The sequence below is a fragment of the Arthrobacter sp. Soil761 genome, from assembly GCF_001428325.1.
In the GTDB taxonomy this organism is placed as follows: domain Bacteria; phylum Actinomycetota; class Actinomycetes; order Actinomycetales; family Micrococcaceae; genus Arthrobacter.
This window is the reverse complement of record NZ_LMSF01000028.1, coordinates 203,850-227,309: the sequence shown is the minus strand read 5'-3', so window position 1 is coordinate 227,309 and position 23,460 is coordinate 203,850. Positions and strand designations below refer to the sequence as shown.

General features: G+C 63.9%; 22 protein-coding genes and 2 tRNA genes. 18 read left to right on the top strand and 6 right to left on the bottom strand.

What is annotated here, in order from left to right:
• Positions 1–39: 39 nt before the first annotated feature.
• Positions 40–177, bottom strand: a complete 138-nt coding sequence (gene rpmH, locus ASG79_RS23135) for a 50S ribosomal protein L34 (RefSeq protein WP_003800212.1) — start codon at positions 175–177, stop codon at positions 40–42.
• Positions 178–645: 468 nt separating this feature from the next.
• Here rpmH and dnaA point away from each other — a divergent pair, with 468 nt between their 5' ends.
• From dnaA to ASG79_RS15540, 12 genes are all read left to right on the top strand, one after another.
• Positions 646–2,067 (top strand): chromosomal replication initiator protein DnaA, encoded by a 1,422-nt coding sequence (dnaA, locus tag ASG79_RS15590; protein WP_018769876.1) that lies wholly within the window; start codon positions 646–648, stop codon positions 2,065–2,067.
• 538 nt (positions 2,068–2,605) lie between these two features.
• The gene (dnaN, locus tag ASG79_RS15585) at positions 2,606–3,730 is read left to right on the top strand and encodes a DNA polymerase III subunit beta (protein ID WP_018769877.1); all 1,125 of its coding nucleotides are present in this window, start codon (positions 2,606–2,608) and stop codon (positions 3,728–3,730) included.
• Positions 3,731–3,843: 113 nt separating this feature from the next.
• Positions 3,844–4,728, top strand: coding sequence for a phosphogluconate dehydrogenase (NAD(+)-dependent, decarboxylating) (gene gnd, locus ASG79_RS15580; RefSeq protein WP_056392328.1), 885 nt, complete (start codon positions 3,844–3,846; stop codon positions 4,726–4,728).
• Positions 4,729–4,773: 45 nt separating this feature from the next.
• A complete protein-coding gene (gene recF, locus ASG79_RS15575; RefSeq protein ID WP_056392326.1) occupies positions 4,774–5,979 on the top strand; it encodes a DNA replication/repair protein RecF in 1,206 nt (401 codons plus the stop codon).
• The gene (locus ASG79_RS15570; protein ID WP_018769880.1) at positions 5,969–6,523 is read left to right on the top strand and encodes a DUF721 domain-containing protein; all 555 of its coding nucleotides are present in this window, start codon (positions 5,969–5,971) and stop codon (positions 6,521–6,523) included. Before recF ends, ASG79_RS15570 begins: the two co-directional genes overlap by 11 nt.
• Positions 6,524–6,901: 378 nt before the next feature.
• Positions 6,902–8,986: a DNA topoisomerase (ATP-hydrolyzing) subunit B gene (gene gyrB, locus ASG79_RS15565; RefSeq protein ID WP_026265861.1), complete on the top strand. Its 2,085-nt coding sequence runs from the start codon at positions 6,902–6,904 to the stop codon at positions 8,984–8,986.
• 55 nt (positions 8,987–9,041) lie between these two features.
• A complete protein-coding gene (gyrA, locus tag ASG79_RS15560; RefSeq protein WP_056392325.1) occupies positions 9,042–11,720 on the top strand; it encodes a DNA gyrase subunit A in 2,679 nt (892 codons plus the stop codon).
• Positions 11,713–12,384 carry a DUF3566 domain-containing protein gene (locus ASG79_RS15555; protein ID WP_026265862.1) on the top strand — a complete coding sequence of 224 codons (672 nt, stop codon included), beginning with the start codon at positions 11,713–11,715 and terminating at the stop codon, positions 12,382–12,384. Before gyrA ends, ASG79_RS15555 begins: the two co-directional genes overlap by 8 nt.
• A 97-nt stretch (positions 12,385–12,481) precedes the next feature.
• Positions 12,482–12,555, top strand: a tRNA-Ile gene (locus ASG79_RS15550).
• 71 nt (positions 12,556–12,626) lie between these two features.
• Entirely contained in the window at positions 12,627–12,743 is a 117-nt protein-coding gene (locus ASG79_RS24165; RefSeq protein ID WP_018769884.1) for a DLW-39 family protein, read from the top strand.
• A gap of 72 nt (positions 12,744–12,815) precedes the next feature.
• A tRNA-Ala gene (locus ASG79_RS15545) sits at positions 12,816–12,891 on the top strand.
• A gap of 82 nt (positions 12,892–12,973) precedes the next feature.
• Complete coding sequence (locus ASG79_RS15540; RefSeq protein WP_056392525.1) at positions 12,974–13,900, top strand: DMT family transporter; 927 nt, start codon at positions 12,974–12,976, stop codon at positions 13,898–13,900.
• A gap of 1 nt (position 13,901) precedes the next feature.
• Here ASG79_RS15540 and ASG79_RS15535 read toward each other — a convergent pair whose 3' ends face one another.
• A complete protein-coding gene (locus tag ASG79_RS15535; RefSeq protein WP_026265863.1) occupies positions 13,902–14,777 on the bottom strand; it encodes a glycosyltransferase in 876 nt (291 codons plus the stop codon).
• A gap of 169 nt (positions 14,778–14,946) precedes the next feature.
• Positions 14,947–15,909, bottom strand: coding sequence for a hypothetical protein (locus ASG79_RS15530; protein WP_056392323.1), 963 nt, complete (start codon positions 15,907–15,909; stop codon positions 14,947–14,949).
• A gap of 155 nt (positions 15,910–16,064) precedes the next feature.
• On the opposite strand from ASG79_RS15530, the gene ASG79_RS15525 reads away from it, so the two are divergent.
• From ASG79_RS15525 to ASG79_RS15515, 3 genes are all read left to right on the top strand, one after another.
• Entirely contained in the window at positions 16,065–16,610 is a 546-nt protein-coding gene (locus ASG79_RS15525) for a peptidylprolyl isomerase (RefSeq protein WP_056392320.1), read from the top strand.
• Positions 16,611–16,619: 9 nt separating this feature from the next.
• Complete coding sequence (locus ASG79_RS15520; RefSeq protein WP_026265864.1) at positions 16,620–17,498, top strand: rhomboid family intramembrane serine protease; 879 nt, start codon at positions 16,620–16,622, stop codon at positions 17,496–17,498.
• A gap of 540 nt (positions 17,499–18,038) precedes the next feature.
• On the top strand, positions 18,039–18,506 hold the full coding sequence (locus tag ASG79_RS15515) for a carboxymuconolactone decarboxylase family protein (protein ID WP_018769890.1): 468 nt from the start codon (positions 18,039–18,041) through the stop codon (positions 18,504–18,506).
• Positions 18,507–18,737: 231 nt separating this feature from the next.
• Here the strand turns inward: ASG79_RS15515 and ASG79_RS15510 are convergent, their stop codons facing one another.
• Entirely contained in the window at positions 18,738–19,343 is a 606-nt protein-coding gene (locus ASG79_RS15510; RefSeq protein ID WP_018769891.1) for a DNA-3-methyladenine glycosylase I, read from the bottom strand.
• 34 nt (positions 19,344–19,377) lie between these two features.
• Entirely contained in the window at positions 19,378–19,629 is a 252-nt protein-coding gene (locus tag ASG79_RS15505) for a cell division protein CrgA (protein ID WP_018769892.1), read from the bottom strand.
• A 173-nt stretch (positions 19,630–19,802) separates the two neighbouring features.
• Here ASG79_RS15505 and ASG79_RS15500 point away from each other — a divergent pair, with 173 nt between their 5' ends.
• Genes ASG79_RS15500 through ASG79_RS15495 form a run of 3 tightly spaced genes read left to right on the top strand, consistent with a single transcriptional unit; the run spans position 19,803 to position 21,408 of the window.
• Positions 19,803–20,597 carry a class E sortase gene (locus ASG79_RS15500; protein ID WP_056392318.1) on the top strand — a complete coding sequence of 265 codons (795 nt, stop codon included), beginning with the start codon at positions 19,803–19,805 and terminating at the stop codon, positions 20,595–20,597.
• A gap of 2 nt (positions 20,598–20,599) precedes the next feature.
• Entirely contained in the window at positions 20,600–20,770 is a 171-nt protein-coding gene (locus tag ASG79_RS23885) for a hypothetical protein (RefSeq protein ID WP_186447823.1), read from the top strand.
• Positions 20,767–21,408: an aminodeoxychorismate/anthranilate synthase component II gene (locus tag ASG79_RS15495; protein ID WP_056392317.1), complete on the top strand. Its 642-nt coding sequence runs from the start codon at positions 20,767–20,769 to the stop codon at positions 21,406–21,408. Before ASG79_RS23885 ends, ASG79_RS15495 begins: the two co-directional genes overlap by 4 nt.
• Positions 21,409–21,450: 42 nt before the next feature.
• Here ASG79_RS15495 and pknB read toward each other — a convergent pair whose 3' ends face one another.
• Positions 21,451–23,445 (bottom strand): Stk1 family PASTA domain-containing Ser/Thr kinase, encoded by a 1,995-nt coding sequence (gene pknB, locus ASG79_RS15490; protein ID WP_056392314.1) that lies wholly within the window; start codon positions 23,443–23,445, stop codon positions 21,451–21,453.
• Positions 23,446–23,460 lie beyond the last annotated feature (15 nt).

The following is a 23,460-nucleotide window of genomic DNA, read 5'->3' as shown; positions in this document are numbered from 1 at the left end:
TTAAACTCGCAAAGGGATGTCTACCGACAAGCCAGTTATCTAGGCCGACAGTTCGGTGCGGCCCTTGCCACGACGGGCTGCCAGGATGGCACGGCCGGCACGGGTACGCATACGAAGGCGGAAGCCGTGCTTCTTGGCTCGACGGCGGTTATTCGGCTGAAAAGTCCGCTTGCTCACGTTAGTTACTCCAGTGGATCAAAGGTGCGCCCACCCGATCAGTATGGGGAAGAACTGGCCGACGCTAAGTTTTGTATATGCACGCTTCCCCCGGCTGTCCGGACGCACTGCGCCTGGAGAGTTCAGATGGGGCCAAAAAGCGGACACAAAGGACTTCACAACGTTAGGGCAATCTGCAGGCCGGAGTCAAACCGGAAGGCGCCTTGGCGGCTGTCCCCAGCTGTGCCTAAGTATCCCCAACAGCCTGTGGATGAAGTGGCTCACAGGGGCGTTCCGAGAACCACAACAGTGTAATTATCCACAGCCGGATAGCCAGCTATCTTCTAGGCTTTTCATCCCCTAGAGTGTCCCAGTAGCCGATTATCCACGGACTGTGCATAACCCTGTGGATTAAGTGGGGCCAGCACCCTGGTTCCGGACTTGGGCTGCAGGCAATGCAGGCAAAGCAAGTTTTGAGGGAACCGATTGATGACAGTAGACGAAGCCAACCACGCCAATACTGTCGGAAGTTCCTGGCGCCGGGTTGTCAGCCTGCTGGAACAGGACCACCGCGTATCACCCCGCCAGAGGGGCTTTGTCATCCTTGCCCAGGCGCAGGGGCTCATCGGTTCCACCCTCCTGGTGGCCGTGCCCAATGAACTCACCCGGGAAGTGCTGCAGACCCAGGTCAAGGACGCCCTGGACGATGCCCTGCACAACGTCTTCTCCGAGGACATCCGCTGCGCCATCGACGTCGACACGGATCTGGTTCCCATCCATGAGGAGCCTGAGCCCGTCGTCGAGCCCGCCTACGCACCTGACCAGCTGATCGAGCAGAAGCCGCAGCCCATGCTGCCCAGCACGTCGCATGAATTCGGCCGGCTGAACCCCAAGTACGTCTTCGACACCTTCGTGATCGGTTCCTCGAACCGCTTTGCCCACGCAGCCGCCGTCGCTGTCGCCGAAGCTCCTGCCAAGGCGTACAACCCGCTCTTCATCTACGGTGACTCCGGACTGGGTAAGACCCACCTCCTGCACGCAATCGGCCACTACGCCCGGCGGCTCTACAGCGGGATCCGTGTGCGCTACGTCAACTCCGAAGAGTTCACCAACGACTTCATCAACTCCATCCGTGACGACGAGGGCGCCAGCTTCAAGACCACGTACCGGAACGTGGACGTGCTGCTCATTGACGACATCCAGTTCCTGGCGGGCAAGGACCGGACGCTGGAGGAGTTCTTCCACACATTCAACTCGCTCCACAACAACAACAAGCAGGTAGTCATCACCTCGGACCAGCCGCCCAAGCTGCTGGCAGGGTTCGAGGACCGCATGAAGTCCCGGTTTGAGTGGGGCCTGCTGACGGACATCCAGCCGCCGGAACTCGAAACCCGTATCGCCATCCTCCGCAAGAAGGCACTGAGCGAGGGCTTGTCGGCACCGGATGATGCCCTGGAGTACATCGCTTCCAAGATTTCCAGCAATATCCGCGAGCTTGAAGGTGCCCTGATCCGGGTAACGGCCTTCGCAAGCCTGAACCGCCAGCCCGTGGACGTGGCACTTGCCGAAATGGTCCTGAAGGACCTGATTACCGACGACGGCGCGCAGGAGATCACGTCCGCCCAGATCCTCCAACAGACGGCGGACTACTTCAAGCTCAGCATGGAAGAACTGTGCAGCAAGTCCCGGACCCGGACACTGGTCACCGCCCGGCAGATCGCCATGTACCTCTGCCGGGAGCTGACTGACATGTCGCTTCCCAAGATCGGGCAGGAACTTGGCGGCCGCGATCATACGACGGTCATCCACGCCGACCGGAAGATCCGCGAACTGATGGCCGAACGCCGTGTGATTTACAACCAGGTGACAGAGCTGACCAACCGGATCAAACAGCAACAGCGCGACTCCTGAATCCACACCGCCCCCGGCACTCCATACCTTATTAACAGGGGCATGTGGATAAGCCTGTGGATAGTTAAGGGGACAAGCGCGGTTAATGGGCTTAAAACCCTTAAGCCGTCTGTGGATCGTTAAAAACCGGCCTTCACGTTGTCCCCATCCACACCCTGTTTAAAACCCAGTTAACGCACAGTCCGTGAACAGGCCTTAACCGCGGAACGGTGGGGCAGGACAGGGTTATCCACAGTTTCCACAGCAGTTATTAACACTACGAATCCCAAAAAATTGAATTCCCTCAAACAACAAGATCGATCCGGACGCCCGGCGAGGGGGCCTGCCGGCCCCAAAGCGGGCCGGGCTGTACACCGGGGGATGGGTTAATCGAGGATCTTCCGGCTAAGCTGTCAGCAGCGCTCCCATCCCTGGGTTTCTGCGTGGTTGCGAGCTCGACGAACCATGCACCAGCCAGGGTGCGCCCCACTTCTTCCGGAGTTTCCCTGCGAAATTCCCGGGTTTACCTGGCAGCAGCAATGAAAGGCGGCACCCTTCCGTGAAGTTCAGAGTCGATCGGGACGTCCTGGCAGAAGCCGTCACCTGGACAGCCCGCTCGTTGTCTCCGCGGCCGCCGGTGCCTGTCCTCTCCGGCCTGCTGTTGAAGGCTGAAGCGGGAACGGTCAGCCTCTCCAGCTTCGATTACGAGACCTCGGCACGGCTTGAAATCACGGCGGACATCAGGGACGAAGGAACCATCCTCGTGTCGGGCCGCCTGCTCGCCGACATCTGCCGCAGCCTGCCTTCCGCTCCGGTGGATGTCGAAACGGATGGCAACAAAGTCACGCTCACCTGCCGCCGAAGCAGCTTCCACCTGGCCACCATGCCCGAAGCCGAGTACCCCCCGCTGCCTGCCCTGCCGGCCATCAGTGGAACCGTTCCGGGCGACGCCTTTGCCCAGGCCGTTTCCCAGGTCATCATCGCTGCGAGCAAGGACGACACCCTCCCCATCCTCACCGGCGTGCGGATGGAGATCGAAGACGACCTGATAACGCTTCTGGCAACGGACCGGTACCGGCTCGCCATGCGCGAAGTACCGTGGAAGCCGGTTACCCCGGGCATCTCCACCAGTGCCCTGGTCAAGGCCAAGACCCTCAACGAGGTGGCCAAGACGCTGGGCAACAGCGGTGACATCAACCTGGCCCTGTCCGACGACGACAGCCGGCTTATCGGCTTCGAAAGCGGCGGCCGCACCACAACGTCACTGCTGGTGGACGGTGACTACCCGAAAATCCGTTCGCTGTTCCCGGAGTCCACGCCCATCCACGCCACCGTCCAGACGCAGGAACTGGTGGAGGCCGTCCGGCGCGTCTCGCTCGTGGCCGAACGCAACACCCCGGTCCGGCTTGCTTTCACCTCAGGCCTGCTGAACCTGGACGCAGGCACCGGTGAGGACGCCCAAGCCTCCGAGGAGCTGGAGGCCCAGCTTTCCGGTGACGACATCACGGTTGCCTTCAACCCGCATTACCTGATTGAAGGCCTCAGCGTCATTGAGACCAAGTTCGTCCGTTTCTCCTTCACCACGGCGCCCAAGCCGGCCATGATCACGGCCCAGGCAGACGCCGACGGCGAGGACCAGGATGACTACCGCTACCTGGTGATGCCGGTCCGCCTTCCCAACTAGTCCCCATCGGCCGCCACCCCCGCCCCGCAAGCCCGGCCACGGAACCCTGGCGGCGTGGGCGCACGCAGTTGGGCTACACATCCCCCACCAGCGCAGAAAAGAGAACCCGCATAATGCACATTGGACTGATTGGCCTTGGCAAAATGGGATTCAACATGCGCGAGCGGCTGCGCAAAGGTGGCGTGGAGGTCACCGGCTATGACCGGAACCCGGACGTCACTGATGCCGCCAGCGTCGATGACCTGATCGCTGCCGTCCCGGTGCCCAGGATTATTTGGGTGATGGTGCCGTCGGGGGCCATCACGGACGCGGTAATCAGCGAACTCAGTGAAAAACTGGAACAGGGCGACCTGGTCATCGACGGCGGGAACTCCCGGTTCACCGAAGACCAGAAACACGGCGAACTGCTTGCCGCCAAGGGGATCCGCTTTGCGGACTGCGGCGTCTCGGGCGGAGTCTGGGGCCTGCAGAACGGCTATGGACTGATGGCCGGCGGTGACGCCGCCGACATCGAACGCGCACTGCCCGTCTTTGACGCCCTGCGCCCCGAGGGCGAACGGGCGGACAGTTTCGTCCACGTGGGCGGCATCGGTGCCGGCCATTACGCCAAGATGGTCCACAACGGAATCGAGTACGGCCTGATGCAGGCATATGCCGAAGGCTACGAACTACTCGCGGCCAAGGACATCGTCACCGACCTGCCCGGCACCTTCCGGGCATGGCAGAAGGGAACGGTGGTCCGCTCGTGGCTGCTGGACCTCATGGTCAAGGCACTTGACGAGGACCCGGGACTGTCCTCGATCGACGACTACGTGGAGGACTCGGGCGAGGGCCGATGGACCGTGGAAGAGGCCATTGCCAGCGCAGTGCCCGCTCCGGCCATCACCGCCGCGCTGTTCGCCCGGTTCGCATCGCGCGAAGACACCTCTCCTGCCATGAAGATGGTTTCCGCGCTCCGCCACCAGTTTGGCGGCCACGCAACCCGTCCCGCCAAGTAGCACCCACCGGGAACCAGCAGCGTTCCCAGAATTGCCGAAAACCGCGTGTACCTGGAACACCTTTCACTGACCGACTTCCGCAGTTACGCCCAGGTTGACCTTGCCCTGGGCCCGGGCGTCACCGTCCTGGTGGGATACAACGGCATCGGCAAGACCAACCTCATGGAGGCCATCGGCTACCTGGCCACGCTCAGCTCGCACCGGGTGAGTTCCGATGCGCCGCTGCTGCGGTTCGGCACGGAGCGTGCCCTGGTGCGTGCCCGGCTGGTCCGCGGAACCCAGGTCACGGTCCTCGAGCTGGAAATCAATGCCGGCCGCGCCAACCGTGGCCGCATCAACCGCAGCAACCCGGTCCGTGCCCGCGATCTTCTCGGCATCTGCCAGACCGTCCTGTTCGCGCCGGAAGACCTGGCATTGGTCAAGGGCGATCCGTCCAACCGCCGCCGCTTCCTTGATGAGCTGCTGGCCAGCCTTATTCCGCATCATGCCGCCACCCGCAGTGACTACGACCGTGTCCTGAAACAGCGCAATGCCCTGCTGAAATCGGCCCGCGCCGGAAAATTCACCGCAGCGCATGAATCCACCCTCGACGTTTGGGACCAGCACATGGCCCGCGCCGGTGCGGAACTGTTGCACGCCCGGCTGGAGCTGGTGGAACGGCTCCGCCCGCACCTGGCCCGCGCCTATGCTGAGCTCACGGACGCCACCAAGCCCGCCGACGCCACCTACCGTTCAACGCTCCAGAACCAAATGGACGACGACGGCGTCCCGGCCGGCGGCGTGCAGCGCGCCGCTGCCGAGGGTACTTCGGACGGGCAGGATGACCTGCGACTTCTCTCGGTGGAACAACTCACGGAACGGTATGTCCAGGCCTTTGCGGAGTCGCGGAAGAAGGAACTGGAACGGGGCATATCGCTGGTCGGGCCGCACCGTGACGAACTGGAGCTGATGCTGGGCCAGGCGCCGGCCAAGGGGTATGCCTCGCATGGGGAAACATGGTCCATGTGCCTGTCGCTCCGGCTGGCCTCGTACTACGTGATGCTGGACGATGCCCGGACCGGAGGCTCGGCGCCCATCCTCATCCTGGACGATGTGTTTGCCGAACTTGATGTCCAGCGGCGGCGTAAACTGGCGGCAATAGTCTCCGGCGCGGAACAGGTCCTGGTGACCGCCGCCGTCGACGCCGATATTCCGGAAGAGCTGTCCGGGCGGCGGGTGAAGGTCATCCCGGGAGGTATCGATGAGCACTGAGCAGGGCGGCGGGCCGCAGCCCGGCCGCGAGCCTGACAACATCGATGCCCCGCAGGCTGCGCTGAACCGGATGCGCGAAGCCGCGGCCGCGCGCGGTGAAGTCCGGCGCAGGGTGGCCCGGCCTGGTTCGCAGAAGGCCAAGGGCGGTATCCGTGACACGCGCGGCTTCAGCCAGTTCCACTCCACGGGCCGCGACCCCCTGGGCCTGGGAAAAGTTGTTGGCCGGCTGGTGGCAGAGCGCGGCTGGACGTCACCGGTGGCCGTCGGTTCCGTCATGGCGGAGTGGGCCACACTGGTGGGGCCGGAAATCTCGGCCCACTGCACTCCCGAAAGCTTTACCGACACCACACTCCACGTGCGGTGTGATTCCACTGCCTGGGCCACGCAGCTGCGGCTTTTGAGCAGCAGCCTCCTCGATAAATTCCGCCGGGAACTGGGCGACGGCGTGGTGACCAGCATCCAGGTACTCGGCCCCTCGGCACCCAGCTGGCGCAAGGGTGGACGCAGCGTCAACGGCCGTGGGCCGCGGGACACGTACGGATAGCCGGCACCCAGCTCTTGAAACTGCGCCCGAGGGCGTGTAGGGCGCTGTAAGGACCGCAGCGTGTATAGGCACCCGGAGGGCGTACCGCGGGGCCGCCCTAGGCGGGACCCAGAGCCTCGGAGGGCCATGTTCACTGGCGGCGAAGGCCCTCCGAATGCAGGGATCTGGACCTGTTCGCGGTAGAATCGATGCAGATAACTGGGCGCGGATGAAACGTTGACACCAGTCCGTTCTCCGCGCGCTATCCGCGTGCGGAGCGTGGAGCACAAACCGTCAACAAGTCACCGGCGCCATAAGTTTGTGCCTGTTGGCGGGTGGCTTTTCCCTGGGAAAAGAAACCGGCCGGCCATCATCGAGAACAGAGGAGTCGCAGCGCCTGTGGCTAACGACAATACAGATATTCTGGCAGCAGATACAGCAGTCGAGGATGGCCGCACCCCTGATACCCCGGCTGCGCCCAGCACCCAAAGGGAATACGGCGCCAGCGATATCACTGTGCTTGAAGGCCTCGAAGCTGTCCGCAAGCGTCCCGGCATGTACATCGGCTCCACAGGGCCCCGCGGCCTGCACCACCTGGTCTATGAAGTGGTGGACAACTCGGTGGATGAGGCGCTGGCCGGCTACTGCAGCCATATCGAGGTGGTCCTTCAGGCCGACGGCGGCGTGAAGGTGGTGGACGACGGACGCGGCATTCCCGTGGACATGCACCCCACTGAACATAAGCCCACCGTCGAGGTGGTCATGACCATCCTGCACGCCGGCGGCAAGTTCGGCGGCGGCGGTTATGCCGTCTCCGGTGGCCTGCACGGTGTCGGCATTTCCGTGGTCAACGCCCTCTCCAGCCGCGTGGACACCGAAGTGCGGCGCCAGGGGCACGTATGGCGGATGTCGTTTGCCGACGGCGGCAAGCCCCAGGGCAGCCTGGTGAAGGGCGAGGAGACGGACGCCACCGGCACCACCCAGACCTTCTACCCCGATCCTGCGATCTTTGAATCCACCGAGTTCGATTTCGAGACGCTCCGCGCCCGTTTCCAGCAGATGGCCTTCCTGAACAAGGGCCTGCGTATCACCTTGACGGACGAGCGCACGGCAGCCGACGACTCGGACGGCGACCTGGACCTCGACGACCTCAGCACCGAGGGTGAGGTCAGCGCAGAGCACCGCACAGTGGTGTACCAGTACGACGAAGGCCTGCTGGACTACGTCAAGCACCTGAACTCGGGCAAGAAGGTGGAGGTTGTCCACGAAGACGTCATCGCCTTCGAAACCGAGGACACGGAACGCCGCATCGCCCTGGAAATGGCCATGCAGTGGACCAGCGCGTACTCCGAGAGCGTGCACACCTACGCCAACACCATCAACACCCACGAGGGCGGCACCCACGAAGAAGGTTTCCGCGCTGCCCTGACATCCCTCATCAACCGGTACGCCCGGGAGAAGGGCATCATCAAGGAGAAGGAAGACAACCTCACGGGTGACGACATCCGTGAGGGCCTCACCGCCGTCATCTCCGTCAAACTGGCTGAACCCCAGTTCGAAGGCCAGACCAAAACCAAGCTGGGCAACTCCGAGGTCAAGGGCTTCGTCCAGCGCGTTGTCACCGACGGCCTGGGCGACTGGCTGGAGCGCAACCCAGGCCCCGCCCGCGACGTCATCCGCAAGGCGATCTCCGCCGCCCAGGCAAGGATGGCAGCGCGCAAGGCCCGGGACAACGCCCGGCGCAAGAGCCCGCTGGAGTCCTTTGGCATGCCTGGCAAGCTTTCCGACTGCTCCTCCAAGGATCCGGAAAAGTGCGAGGTCTACATCGTGGAGGGTGACTCCGCCGGTGGTTCCGCCAAGCGCGGCCGCAACCCCGAGACACAGGCCATCCTGCCGCTGCGCGGCAAGATCCTGAACGTGGAACGCGCGCGCCTGGACAAGGCCCTGGGCAACGCGGAGGTCCAGTCCATGATCACCGCCTTCGGAACCGGCATCGGTGAGGACTTCGACCTCGCCAAGCTGCGGTACCACAAGATTGTGCTCATGGCAGATGCCGACGTGGATGGCCAGCACATCACCACCCTGCTGATGACCCTGCTGTTCCGCTACATGCGTCCCCTGATCGAGAACGGCTACGTGTACCTGGCGCAGCCGCCGCTGTACCGGATCAAATGGTCCAACGCGCCGCATGACTACGTCTACAGCGACCGCGAACGCGACGCCAAGCTGGTGGCGGGACAGGCCGCCGGCCGCCGCATCCCCAAGGATAACGGCATCCAGCGCTACAAGGGCCTGGGCGAGATGGACTACACCGAGCTGTGGGACACCACCATGGATCCCGACCACCGCACGCTGCTGCAGGTGACCATGGACGATGCCCTTGCCGCCGACCAGATCTTCTCCGTCCTCATGGGCGAAGACGTGGAATCACGCCGCAACTTCATCCAGCAGAACGCCAAGGACGTCAGGTTCCTGGACATCTAAGGACCCGCTCCAAAGTATTCAGAACCAGACATATACCTGAAACGGAAAATAAAGAATGAGCGACGAAACCCCCGAGATTCCCGCCCCCGAGACCGGGACTCCGGACACCGTTCTTGAAGGCGACGTGCTGATCGACCGTGTGGAACAGGTGGACCTGCAGACCGAAATGCAGCGTTCCTACCTGGACTACGCCATGGCCGTCATCGTGGGCCGTGCCCTTCCGGACGTCCGTGACGGCCTCAAGCCCGTGCACCGCCGAGTCCTGTACGCGATGTTCGACGGCGGCTACCGCCCCGACCGGTCCTTCAACAAGTGCGCCCGCGTGGTGGGCGAGGTCATGGGCCAGTACCACCCGCATGGCGACACCGCCATCTACGACGCCCTGGTCCGCCTCATCCAGGACTGGACCATGCGCTACCCGCTGGCCCTTGGCCAGGGCAACTTCGGTTCGCCCGGCAACGACGGCGCAGCGGCACCCCGGTACACCGAAACCAAGATGGCACCGCTCGCCATGGAAATGGTCCGGGATATCGACGAGGAAACCGTCGACTTCCAGGACAACTACGACGGCAAGAACCAGGAACCCACCATCCTGCCGGCAAGGTTCCCCAACCTGCTGGTGAATGGCTCCTCGGGCATTGCCGTTGGCATGGCCACCAACATCCCGCCGCACAACCTCCGGGAAGTTGCCGACGGCGTGCAGTGGTACCTGGCCAACCCCGGCGCCACCCGGGAAGAACTGCTCGAGGAACTGCTGGTGCGGGTCAAGGGCCCCGACTTCCCAACCGGCGCCACCATCCTGGGCCACAAGGGCATCGAGGACGCCTACCGGACCGGCCGCGGTTCGGTCACCATGCGCGCAGTGGTTGCGGTTGAGGAACTGCAGGGCCGCACCTGCCTGGTGGTCACGGAGCTCCCGTACCAGGCCAACCCTGACAACCTGGCCATCAAGATCGCCGAACTGGTCAAGGACGGCAAGATCTCAGGCATCGCCGACCTCCGGGACGAAACCTCCGGCCGCACCGGCCAGCGCCTGGTGATCGTCCTCAAGCGCGATGCAGTGCCCAAGGTGGTGCTCAACAACCTTTACAAACACACAGAGCTGCAGAGCAACTTCTCCGCCAACATGCTCGCCATCGTGGACGGCGTTCCGCGGACACTCAGCCTCGATGCGTTCATCCGGCACTGGGTAACCCACCAGATGGACGTCATTGCGCGCCGTACCCGTTACCGCCTGCGCAAGGCGGAAGAGGAAGCCCACATCCTCCGTGCCCTCCTTAAGGCACTGGACATGCTGGACGAGGTCATTGCCCTGATCCGTGCCTCCAACACCACCGAAGCCGCACGCGACGGATTGATGGAACTGCTGGATATCGACGAGCTGCAGGCCCGGGCCATCCTGGACATGCAGCTGCGGCGCCTGGCCGCCCTGGAACGCCAAAAGATCCAGGACCGGCACGCCGAACTTGAAGCCCTGATCGAGGAGTACAACGCGATCCTGGGCTCCGAGCAGCGCCAGCGCGAGATCATCAGCGTCGAACTGGGCGAAATCGTTGACAAGCACGGTGACGACCGCCGGACCAAGATCCTGATGGGCTTTGATGGCGACATGTCCATGGAGGACCTCATCCCCGAAGAGGAGATGGTGGTCACCATCACCCGCGGCGGCTACGTCAAGCGCACCCGCAGCGACAACTACCGGTCGCAGCAGCGCGGTGGCAAGGGTATCAAGGGTGCCCAGCTTCGGGGTGACGATGTAGTGGAACACTTCTTCGTGACCACCACCCACCACTGGCTGTTGTTCTTCACCAACCTGGGCCGGGTCTACCGTGCCAAGGCGTACGAGTTGATGGAAGCGGGCCGGGATGCCAAGGGCCAGCACGTGGCCAACCTGCTGGCATTCCAGCCGGATGAGCACATTGCCCAGGTCCTTGACCTGAAGGACTACCAGCAGGCGCCGTACCTGGTCCTGGCCACCAAGAGGGGCCTGGTGAAGAAGACCAGGCTGGAGGACTATGACACCAACCGTTCCGCAGGCGTAATCGCCATCAACCTGCGCGACGGCGATGAACTGGTCTCCGCCCAGCTTGTGTCGGAAACCGACGACCTCTTCCTGGTGTCCCGCAAGGGCCAGTCCATCCGCTTCACCGCTACGGACGACGCGCTGCGCCCCATGGGACGTGCCACCTCGGGTGTGACCGGCATGAAGTTCCGTGAGGACGATGAACTCCTGGCTGCCGACGTGGTCACCGACGGCTCATTCGTGTTCGTCGTAACTGAGGGCGGCTACGCCAAGCGTACGGCCGTGGAGGAATACCGCCTCCAGGGCCGCGGCGGCCTGGGCATCAAGGTGGGCAAGTACCAGGAAGAGCGCGGGCACCTCGTGGGGGCGCTCATTGTCCAGGAGGAGGATGAAGTCCTGGTGGTCATGGAGGGCGGCAAGGTTGTCCGCTCCTCCGTTGCCGGTGTCCCGGCCAAGGGCCGTGACACCATGGGCGTCATCTTCGCCAAGCCGGACAAGAACGACCGGATCATTGAGGTGGCACGCAACAGCGAACGCGGTCTTGAGGACGAGGAATCCTCGGGGGATGACGTAACGTTGGCTGAAGATGGCGGGACCGCTGGGGAATCCGCCGAGCCAGCAGTGGTAGAAGAATCACCGGCCGTTGAGTCAGAGGACGCCTCGGGCGACGCTGAGCCGAACGAAGACAACACGGAGGTAACGAGTGAGTAATTCCGACTCATTTCCCAAGCCGAACAGTACTGTTCCCGACGGGAACCGGCCTGCAGGGGCTCCCCGCGTGAACGCCCCCGTACGTCCGCAGCAGCGGCCGGCAGCCCCTGCCGGCGCTCCCGGCCAGCGACCTGCTGTCCCGGGCCAGCGGCCGCAGCAGGGAGACCGTCCCGCGCAGCCCGGCCAGCGCCCCTTCCAGGGCCCTCAGGGGCAGCGCCCGGCACCGGCGGGGCAGCGTCCCGCCCAAGGGGCCCCGGGCCAGGGGACGCCCGGCCTGGTCAAGCCGGCGCCGAAGGCCAAGGTCCGCCGGGCCCGTCTTCTGATCAGCAAGGTGGACCCGTGGTCCGTCCTGAAGATGGCGTTCCTGCTCTCCGTGGCCCTGGGAATCGTTACCGTGGTGGCCGCCATTGTCCTCTGGACTGTCCTGGACCTGACCGGGATCTTCGACCAGGTGGACAGCCTGCTCGGTACGCTCGCAGGTTCTGAAAGCGGCGGCTTCGAACTGAAGAAGGTGGCCTCACTGGGACAGGTCGCCTCGTTCGCCACCATCATTGCCGTGGTCAACGTCGTCCTGTTGACGGCGCTGTCCATGCTGTCAGCTGTCCTCTACAACATTTCTGCCACCCTGGTGGGCGGCATTGGCGTTACCCTCACCGACGACTAGGAAGCCATTTCCGCCGGCCCAAAACCGGCGGAAAGGCCCGATTTGAGATCGGGCCGGGGTGTGCTGTAAAGTCATGTCTCGGCCCGATGAGGGATCGGGGCGTATAGCTCAGGCGGTTAGAGCGCTTCGCTGATAACGAAGAGGTCCCAGGTTCAAGTCCTGGTACGCCCACGGAACCTGTGCAGGTTTCAAACAAGGGTCAGGGATGGATTCATCCATTACCTGGCTGGAACGGGGAGCATGTGAAGAAGTTGCTTGTACTGGCAGCGGCAATCGCAGGCATCCTGGTCTACCGGAAAGCACAGGAATCCGAAGCCCGGAAAACAGTCTGGAGCAAGTCAACCGATACGGTGGACTAGCCCGGGAGCCCGCACCGGGAGCCTGTCAGGGGCTCCACGGTTCTAGGGTATGATTGACGGGTTGCTTCTTATGGGGGCATGGCGCAATTGGTAGCGCACCTGCTTTGCAAGCAGGGGGTTCGGGGTTCGAGTCCCCGTGCCTCCACCATAAGGAAGTCCCGGTCAGCGGAAACGCTGGCCGGGACTTTTCGCTTTCCATCTCTGTCAGGGACGAGCTTCAGGGGGTTGCCGTGAATCTGATCATCGCGGCCCTCGGCGTTCTCGGCGTCGCCTCATCGGGCCCCCTGATAGCGGCCACACTTGGCGCAACCAGCGTCAGCGCCCTGGCCATTGCCTTTTGGCGGAACGCCATCGGAGCGGCCGTCATGGCCACGCCCACCCTGGTCCGGGAGCCCCGCCAGTTCGGCAGGATTTCCCGCCGCGAGTTCGGCTGGTCGTCCCTGGCCGCGGTCGCCCTCGCACTGCACTTTGCCTGCTTCATTACTTCCCTGCAGCTCACCTCCGTAGCCGCCGCAACAGCCCTGGTCTGCCTGCAGTCGGCCTGGATTGCGGTCTTCCAGCTCTTCCGCGGCACCCGGCACCGCTGGCAGGTCCTGGCCGGTCTGGGCATCGCCTTCGGCGGGGTCGTTGCCATCACCGGCTTCGACCTCGGAACCTCACCGCAGGCACTCACGGGAGACCTGCTGGCGGTGGCCGGTGGGGCACTGGCAGGCCTCTACACCCTGGCCGGGGGCAAGGCGCGGCAAAGCATGACCACCGGAACCTACACCACGCTTTGCTACGGGATGTGCGCCGCCCTCGTGGCAGGACTGGCGCTGTTCGCCGGCCAACCCCTGGCCGGGTTCGAGCCCGCAGGCTGGCTGGGAATCGCAGCCATCACCGTCTGTGCGCAGCTGGTGGGCCACACCGCATTCAACCACCTGCTGGCCACCATGAGCCCGCTCATCGTCTCCATGATCATCCTCCTGGAGATCCCCGGGGCAGCGCTGCTGGCTGCCGTATTCCTGCACGAGACCCTGCCGGCCGGCACGTACGCCGGACTCGGCCTGATCCTGGCTGGACTGGCCGTCGTGGTCCTGGGCCAGAGGGCCGCAATGGCAACGCGGCGCGGAACGGCCCCGCCGCCGGACCGGCTCGCGGAGTTAGGGACGGACTGAGCTACTGCCCGCCGCGGCGCACGGGCTGGGCTGTGTTGACCGTGTGGATGGCCCGGAGGAGCTTGGCCGGGAAATATACCGAGAAGAAGACCACCATGGGGGCCTTCAACGCCATCTTCCTGACATTGTGGGCTTTATAGGTCCGGTCAAAACGGGTGACGTAGTAGCGGTAGTCGCGCGGGGAATCCTCCAGCCGGCGTGCCGACATCCCGGACACCATTTGTGGCCAGTACCGTACCGGAAGCTCATGATCGGCCAGGTGCAGGGACAAATCGATGTCCTCGTGCATTTCGTCCTTTTCGTCGCGGCAGGTCTCGGAGCGGATGGTCTCCCAGGCACTGGCCCGCAGGGCCATATTGGAGCCGAACAGGAAATGGTACTGGTGCTTGGCCAGCTTGAGCATCAGCTGGCGCATTTTATCGTCGGCCTTGAGCCCAAAGCGGCGCATCGGCATGTCGTAGTACACCACAGGGCCCGTGGCAGCCTGGACGGACCAGTCAGCGAAAGCCTTCTGGACCTGCTCAACCCAGTCCGGCTCCACGATGGAGTCCGCGTCAATGCGACCCAGGATGTCCCCGGTGGCGCTGTCCAGACCGAAGTTCCGGGTGGGGATCAGTCCCTGCTCCCGGTCCTGGCTCAGCAGGATGATGGGACTTTCCGGGTACTCAAGCTGCATCTGGCGGACAATGTCGGCAGTGCGGTCTTTGGAGAGGTTGTCCACCACGATGATCTCGTGGGCGGGAACGGACTGGTAGATGGCAGCGATGAGGCACTGCCTGATCACGCTTTCCTCGTTGTATGCCGGGATGACGATGGACACGCGGAGCTGTTCGGCTGCGTCGTTCAAGGCATCCCCAGAGGGTCGATTGGCTGGCATCACTACAAATCTAGCACCCGGGCCACCGCCTGCCTTATGCGGTGGCCGCGCTTCTGCGGCGGCTCGGGAGTCTGTGGAGGGCAGTCAGCAAAATCGGCGGGAGGAATGGCTCTGGTACGCAAAAGGGGCCCCGCGGTGAAACGGAGCCCCTTGGTGCGTTGCGGGAAAACTAGGCCTGGCTGCTGCCCTTGTCAGTCTCCGTGGCCGGCTTTGCGTCATCGGCTGTGCTCTTGGCAGCCTCCGCGGTGTCGGCGGCCACGTGCTTGGCCTTGTCAGCGGCGTCTGCGGACTTTTCAGTGGCCGTGTCCGCTGCCTCACCTGCCTTCTCCGCTGCGGCGGCTGAGGCAGATCCGGCAGCAGAGGCAGCGCCGCCGGCAGCGTTTGCCGTGCTTTCCTTGACATCACTGACAGTGGTGGCGGGCACCGGGGCAGGAGTCGGCGTGACCGGTGAAGGAGTCTTCCAGGGGTCCTCCACAGGCTTGGATGCCTTCCACGCGGCGACACCGGCGGCAACGGCAGCAGCAACAACTCCGAAGACCAGCCAGCCGCGCTTCTTGGGCTTTTCGGGCTGGGCCAGCTGGAGTTCAGCGGCACGGCCGGCACCTGCTGCGGCTGCCTTCAGCTGTGCACCGGTTGCCTGGGCCTGTTCCTGGAGGGCGTGGATGATTCCCACATCGCCCAGCTTCTGTGCGACGGCATCCACCCGTGCCGGAGTGTTTTCCAGGGTGCGGTGGACTGCACCGGATGCCACGCCGATCTGGTCCGAAAGCTTGGGCAGGTATTCCACCACCACCCGGTCGCGCGCATTCAGGACAACGGGCGTGGCTTTGTCCAAAGCCTCGTGCAGCCTGGGTGACGCGCCTTCGACGACGTCATTGATCTTGGGGGCCAGCTGGGCCAGACCGTCCTGGATCCGGGGAGTCACGGTGGCAACACCGTCGGCCAGGGAGTGCGCGGCCGTCTTCAGGCCTTCCTGGATCTTGGGAGAAGCGGTATCCAGGCCGTGCTGGAGACGGGGAACAGCCCAGTCCACTGCAGCTTCCACCCGCGGCGCCGCCCAATCCTTGGCATTTTCCACCGCACTGGTGACCGACTGCTCAAGGTCACGGGTAATACGATCCGATTTCTTCACAACTACCTCCCGATTAATGTGACGGTTCTGTCGCTAGCCTACGTGCCCAGATCACCCCGGGCTATTCACTCTGCGGATTTTAGGGGGATTTCACCCAGCGCGGAACTGCCCCCGCAGCCGTGGCCGCAAATAACCGACATGGGAGAATGGGGCCTATGACTGCCATCGCAACTGCAAAAGCAACCATCCACACCAGCCTCGGCGACATCGTGGTTAACCTCTTCGGCAACCACGCGCCCAAGACTGTCAAGAACTTCGTTGGCCTTGCCACGGGTGAACAGGCATGGACCCACCCGGAAACCGGCGAGGACAAGACCGGCACCCCGCTCTACAACGGAACCATCTTCCACCGCATCATCAAGGACTTCATGATCCAGGCGGGCGACCCCCTGGGCCGTGGAACCGGTGGCCCCGGCTACCGCTTCGACGACGAAATCCACCCGGAGCTGAGCTTCAACCAGCCCTACAAGCTCGCCATGGCCAACGCGGGAATCCAGATGGGCAAGGGCACCAACGGTTCACAGTTCTTCATCACCACCATTCCCACTGACTGGCTCCAGGGCAAGCACACCATCTTCGGTGAAGTGGCTGACGAGGAATCCAGGAAGGTCGTCGACGCCATTGAGGGTGTCCGCACCGGCATGGGCGACCGCCCGGTTGAAGACGTCACCATCAACAGCATCGACATCGATCAGCTGTAACACCCCAGCATGAGTTACGGAATTCCGTCGGCCGAGCCGTCCGCCCAGGTCCCGGTCTGTCCCCGGCACCCGGACCGGCCGTCCTACGTGCGCTGCCAGCGCTGCGGGCGCCCGGCATGCCCTGACTGCCAGCGGGCGGCCGCCGTCGGATTCCAATGCGTTGACTGCGTCAACGAAACAGGACGTTCGACGCCGGAAGTGCGGACCGTCTATGGCGGCGCCGTTGCCACCGGCAAGCCATTGGCGACGTTCGGCATCATCGCGGCCTGCGTTGTTGTCTATGCACTGCAGATGCTCATCCCGGGCGACTTCGTATACAAGCAGTTCGCCTATAACAACATTTTTGTTGCCCCGCAGTACGGTGCTTTCGAGCCTTGGCGGATGCTGACATCAGCCTTCCTCCATTCCCCGGATTCGCTGCTGCACATCCTCCTGAACATGTATACGCTCTGGATTTTCGGCCAGGCCCTCGAACCTGTTCTGGGCCGCGTCCGGTTCCTGGCGCTGTACCTGATTTCAGCGGTTGGTGGTTCAGTCGGCTACCTGCTGCTCAATCCCGTGTTGGTGCCCGGCCAAGGGCTCGTGGGGCTGGTAGGTGCTTCCGGAGCCATCTTCGGCCTTTTCGGCGCCATGCTGTTGGTTCAACGGCAGCGCGGCGGCGACACCCGCCAGCTGTGGGTCCTGATTGCCATTAACGGCGTCATTGGCTTCCTGATCCCCCACATCGCCTGGCAGGCCCACCTTGGCGGCCTCATTACGGGCGGACTGTGTGCGGCCGTCCTCGCCTACACTCCGCGCGGACGCCGCCAGGGTGTCATCCAGGCCTTGGGGCTGGCGGCCGTGCTGGCCCTGCTCATCGCTGTGAGCTGGGTGCGGGTAACTCTCTAGGATCCCGCCCAAACCGCAACGGCACTCTGCCCCCGCCACCAATGGTGTCGGGGGCAGAGTTGTTTTCCACAGGGCTTATCCACAATGTTGGTAACTTACACAGCTGTAGTTCATATGCGCATCCTCCCGTTTATGGCCTGCGTCCGGGGATGGGCTGGAAGGCTGCGCCGCTTTCTCCACATCTGTGGATAACCTGTGGGGATATTGCTGTGTGTAAGTGGATAAGCAGGGGATTCCACGGGATTTTGTGGACAACTACGCACCGGCAGCGTCATGTTGGCCCAGTGCACCACCCCGGAGGGGCGTTATCGACACCCTTATACACAGTGTTAATAACTGACAGAGGTGTAGTTTCCGCGTTGGAAAACCCGCGGGAGTAGGCGCAGCGCCCGGCGGCGGGAGGATTTCCACGGGCTTACCCACAGTTGTGGATAACTTGTGGGTATTGCGCTGTTGGTAAGTGGATAACATCCCCGGCGGGCTCTCCGCGTCCTGCCTATGATGGTTGCCTGCCAAGCCGTTCTATCGACAAGGACCCCCGTGAGCGTCACCGAGCATCTATACCTGGACAAACAGCACCCCGCTCTCTGGAAGTCAATCAGCGGCCTGGGCCTCAGGGTGCAGGAAGCAGCAGAGGAGGCTGGAATCGGGCGCGGCCTGCTGGAACTCCTCAACGTCCGGATCTCCCAGATCAACGGATGCGCCTACTGCCTGGACCTTCACGTGCGAAAGGCGGGCGAGGCAGGGGAAACCCCGCAGCGGCTGGCAGTATTGCCCGCGTGGCGTGACACGGCCTTGTTCACCGGCAAGGAGCGGGCGGCCCTGGCGTTGGTGGAGAGCATCACTGAACTCCCGGACCAGCGGACGCAGGAGCATGCGGAGGCGGCCGCCCGCGAATGCCTCACGGCAGAGGAATTTTCGGCCGTGAGCTGGGTTGCGGTGACGATGAACGCGTTCAACCGGGTTTCCATTACCAGCCACCATCCCGTCAAGCGGGACCGCCTGTAGCCTCCCGGACCCCCGGACCCCGCGGGTATCCACCGGGCACGTAGGGATTATCCACAGGTATTCCACACTGTTAATAACCGCATCCGCCCGGCAGACTTAGCCTTATCAGCACGGCCCCGGGGGCCGGCTGCCACATCTGGAGCTGCCAGGGAGGCTTTTCCACACTGTGGATAACTTTCCCAACAGTTGGGGATAACGGTATGCCACGGACCGGTTCTGCCCCGACCGGCCTCACACCTGCCAGACGCCGGAAGATCCCCGCCGATGGCTCGCCAGGAGGTGGGTGTCCACGATTCCCACCGCCTCCATCAGGGCGAACATGGTGGTGGGTCCCACGAAGGAAAAGCCGCGCTTCCTAAGTGCCTTGGACAAGGCAATGGACTCTGCAGACTGGGTGGGAATCTCCGCGGCAACCCGGGGCTCCGGGGTGCTGTCCGGCCGGAAGCCCCAGACAAAGTCCACCAGGCCGCCGTCGTTCCGAAGCTCCAGGGTGGCCTGTGCGTTCTTAACCGTGGCAAGGATCTTCAGCCTGTTTCTGATGATGCCCGGATCCTGCAACAGCCGCTCCACGTCCGCGTTGCTGAACAGGGCCACAGCCTCCGGATCGAAGCCGGCAAAGGCGGCGCGGAACGCGGGGCGTTTGCGCAGGATGGTGGCCCATGAAAGCCCGGCCTGGAAGCCCTCCAGGCAGATGCGTTCATACAGGCCCTGCTCGTCGGTGACGGGCATGCCCCATTCCTGGTCGTAGTAGTTCCGCATGAGCGGGTCCGTCGCGGCCCACGCCGGCCGCGCGAGGCCATCCTCGCCGATAACTACGCCGGCGGATTCGGGAGCCACGGCAGTCCTCCCCGGAACAGTCGCGGGACGCCGCTCAGGAGCGCCAGCGGGTAGTCATCAGGAAGCCGACGATGGCAATGCCAAAGCCGGCAACGATGTTCCACGACTGCCAGGCCTGCACAGGGAAGCGTCCCTCGCTGATGTAGAACGTGATGATCCAGAAGAGGCCAATAATCATGAGTCCAAACATGACCGGCTTGAACCAGACGGGATTGGGCTTGTAAGCCTGGGGGGAAGCCGGCTGGGCGGTGCTGGCGGTCTTCTTGCGAGGCTTTGACTCGGGCACTGGCTCTCCTTGGCGGGCTGGGCAAGACCGGCGCCCCGGGCTTGGTATCCTGCAAGAAGGAAATTTCCAGCGGTCTGCGCGATCTTGGTCAAATCTGGATTCTTACTAGCAGCCAATTCTAGCCGCAGTTGATGGGCAGCCGGTGCCCAGGGTAAACGCCCGGAGGAGAACGCGTGGTATTGCAGGAGAAGGCGGGGCCCGCCACTGCGCCCGCCCCCCGTCGTGCCCTGCTGCGCGGCACCATCCAGCTTCTGGGCGAGCTGTTGATAACCGCCGGCGTCATCCTCCTTCTCTTTGTGGCATGGCAGCTGTGGTGGACCAACGTCGAGTCCGATGCCAGGCAGAGCCAGGTCATCAAGGAATTCGCCCAGGACCTGGGCACTGCCGCCCCCGCTCCCGCACCAACTGCGCCCGCCGCGGCACCCGCCGCCGGTGAGGATTTTGGCAAGCCCGTGGTGGGTACCGCCCCCGGCCACGCGGGAACGATCGGCATCATGTACATCCCCCGGTTCGGCCCCGGCTACACCCGCCCCATTGTCGAGGGGACCAGCCAGGATGTCCTGGACACCCTGGGCCTTGGGCACTACGGCAACACGGCCATGCCCGGTGCGGTAGGCAACTTTGCGGTGGCTGGGCACCGTCAGACGCACGGTGCAGTGCTGGATAACATCCACACCTTGGTGCCCGGCGACAAGATCTACGTCCAGACCAAGGACGGTTATTACGTCTACGTCTTCCGGAACAACCAGATTGTGATGCCTTCGCGCACGGACGTCCTGGAACCGGTACCCACCCAGCCCGGCGCCACGCCCACCGAAAGCTACCTCACCATGACCAGCTGCAACCCCCGCTTCGGGGCGGAAGAACGCATCATCGCCTACGCCCTCCTGGACAGCTGGCGTCCGGCTGCAGCGGGCCCGCCGGCCGAAATCGCGGCGCAGGTTGCGGCAGCCACCGGAAGGAACTGACTGTGTACGCCTGGATTTTCCGCCACCTGCCCGGACCGCTCTGGGTCCGGATCTTCATCTCGCTGGTTCTGATCTTCATTGCCCTGGTATTGATGGTCCAGTTCCTGTTTCCCTGGATGTCCCATTTCACCCAATTCACCGACTCGACGATTGGTTCCACAGACCAGCCATGACCACAACCAAGATCCTTGTAGTGGATAACTACGACAGCTTTGTCTACACCCTGGTGGGCTACCTCCAGGAGCTGGGCGCCGAGACCACAGTTGTCCGGAATGACGACGTGACGCTGGCGGAGGCGATTGAGCTTGCCAGCACCCGCGACGGCGTCCTCATCTCCCCGGGTCCGGGTAATCCTGCTGAAGCGGGCATCTGCATCGAGCTGATCAAGTGGTGTGGCGAAAACAGCGTCCCCATGTTCGGCGTATGCCTGGGCCACCAGTCACTGGCCGAGGCCTTCGGCGGCAAGGTGACGCACGCCCCGGAACTCATGCACGGCAAGACGTCCCAGGTGGAGCACATCGGCACCAGCGTTTTCGCCGGGCTCCCCTCCCCCATCACGGCCACCCGCTACCATTCCCTGGCCGCGGTCCGGGAGTCCATTCCTGACGTCCTGGAAGTCACCGCGCAGACCGCATCCGGCGTGGTCATGGGGCTGCAGCACCGGACCGCGCCGCTCTGCGGTGTGCAGTTCCATCCCGAATCGGTCCTTACCGAAGGCGGCTACCAGATGCTCGGCAACTGGCTGGAGTCCCTGGGCATGAAAGGCGCAGCCGCGCGGGCGGCGAAACTGAGCCCCCTCATCCAGCACTAGGCCGGCGCCCTCCACCAACCGAAAACAGGTCCAGGGAGGACGTCAGCCCTTCCTGGTGGGCTTCGGCGTGGGAGTGGGAGTGGGCGTCGGCGTCGCCGTTTCGGTCGGAGCCGGTGGGGGCGGGGCCTTGGCCACAACGATGCCGATGGTCTTTCCCTGGTCGACGGCGGCGTTGGCGGGGTCGCTTTGGTCCGTCACCTTGCCCGGCTCTACCTGGGAATTCTCCGCCTCCATCACCGACGGCACCAGGCCAAGCCCCTTCAGGGCCGCCTCGGCCTCATCACGGGCCAGGCCGCGCAGTTCGGGGACAACCACCTTGCCCGTGGAAACGATGAGTTCCACGCTGGTGCCGACGCCAACGCTTTGCCCGGGCGCCGGATTGGAGGTGATCACTATTCCTGCCGGAACGGTGGCGCTGTTGGCCGTGCTGGTTGACGGCGCGCCCACCAGCCCCACCTGCCGCAGGATATCCCGGGCGGCTGCCTCAGTCTTGCCCGGGATGCTGTCCGGGACCTTAACCGAACTGGGGCCCTCGGAGATGTTGAGGATGACCTCCGCCCCCGGCTCAAGTGACCCGCCCGCCGCGGGATCAGTCCCAATGGCGGTTCCCTTGGGCACGGTGTCATTCACCGCCCGCGCGATCCTGGGGCGCAGGCCGGCGTTGTACAGTGCCTGAAGCGCCGCGGTCTCCGTCATGGACGACACCGAGGGGATTGACACTTTGGGTGCAGCGGGGGCTGGTCGGTTGACCGTTTGGTAGAGCCACAGGCCACCGCCTGCCAGTACCAGCAGGGTGAAAATCACCAGGGTGGCGATCCACGCACGACGGCGGGACTTTTGCCCGGTGGTCCGCTCACGTTCCGGAGGGAAGCCAAGCGGGAGCGGCGCAGCCGACCCGTAATGGTCTGCCCTGTATCCGTCCGGCCTGTACCCGTCCATCTCCTGCTCATCCGCAAGTTCCAGCGGACCTGCTGCTCCGTCGTCATGGAGGGAGGTGGCTGCCAGGCGGCCGGTGGGCGCGTCATCAAGGAAGTTGGTCCCCGATGCGGCGAACGCCTCCGTTGGCGGGGACGCTTCGGGAACGTGGTCGTTGGGATCGGTGGGCGCCTCGGACACAGGCACGGCAGGGACAGGGACCCCCGCCTTTGCAGCCCTCAGGGCGCGCCGGAAGGCTGCGGCATCCTGGAACCTGTCGGCCCGGTTCTTTTGCAGGGCCTTGGCCAGTACGGTGTCCAGGGCCGGTGACACATCCGGATTCAGGCTGCTGGCGGGCTCCGGAATTTCCCGCACGTGCTGGTAAGCCACGGACACCGGGCTGTCCCCGACGAACGGAGGGCGCGAGGTCAGCATTTCGTAGAGCAGGCATGCGGCGGAATAAAGGTCACTGCGGGCGTCGACGGTTTCGCCCCGGGCCTGTTCCGGTGACAGGTATTGCGCTGTTCCCACCACTGCCTGGGTCTGGGTCATGGTGGCGGAGGAATCGGCAATCGCGCGGGCAATGCCGAAGTCCATCACCTTGACGGAATTGCTGCCCGGGCAATACATCACATTGGCGGGTTTGATGTCCCGGTGCACGATTCCGGCCTTGTGGCTGTATTCCAGGGCGCCCAGGACCCCCAGGCAGTACTCGATGGCCTGGTCGATGCTGACCTCATGGGCGCGGATCAGATCGCGCAGGGTCTTTCCCTCGACGTACTCCATCACGATGTAGGGCACGCGGACGTCCTCGCCGGTGCCGTCGTGGACCAGGTGTTCACCGGTATCGAAGATGGCCACGATCGAGGGGTGGTTCAGGGCCGCCACCGCCTGTGCCTCACGCTTGAACCGTGCCTGGAACTGCGGGTCGCGGGCCATATCCGGCCTGAGCAGTTTGATGGCAACAGTCCTGCCCAGGCGGGTGTCGGTTCCCCGGTAGACATCCGCCATGCCGCCCCGGCCAATGAGGCTGCCCAGTTCGTAGCGGCCGCTCAGGACACGCCGGTTGTCCACCGGCAGGCTGTCCTCCCGGTGCAACGGTGTGCGTGGTGACTCATTCACTGGTGGTCCCGACGT

Bases quoted from the DNA above. Each gene is read 5' to 3' on its own strand.
- ASG79_RS15570 (WP_018769880.1), top strand. From the start codon at position 5,969: ATGAGCACTGAGCAGGGCGGCGGGCCGCAGCCCGGCCGCGAGCCTGAC.
- gyrA (WP_056392325.1), top strand. From the start codon at position 9,042: ATGAGCGACGAAACCCCCGAGATTCCCGCCCCCGAGACCGGGACTCCG.
- gnd (WP_056392328.1), top strand. From the start codon at position 3,844: ATGCACATTGGACTGATTGGCCTTGGCAAAATGGGATTCAACATGCGC.
- ASG79_RS15535 (WP_026265863.1), bottom strand. From the start codon at position 14,777: ATGCCAGCCAATCGACCCTCTGGGGATGCCTTGAACGACGCAGCCGAA.
- ASG79_RS15520 (WP_026265864.1), top strand. From the start codon at position 16,620: ATGAGTTACGGAATTCCGTCGGCCGAGCCGTCCGCCCAGGTCCCGGTC.
- ASG79_RS15525 (WP_056392320.1), top strand. From the start codon at position 16,065: ATGACTGCCATCGCAACTGCAAAAGCAACCATCCACACCAGCCTCGGC.
- dnaA (WP_018769876.1), top strand. From the start codon at position 646: ATGACAGTAGACGAAGCCAACCACGCCAATACTGTCGGAAGTTCCTGG.
- ASG79_RS15495 (WP_056392317.1), top strand. From the start codon at position 20,767: ATGACCACAACCAAGATCCTTGTAGTGGATAACTACGACAGCTTTGTC.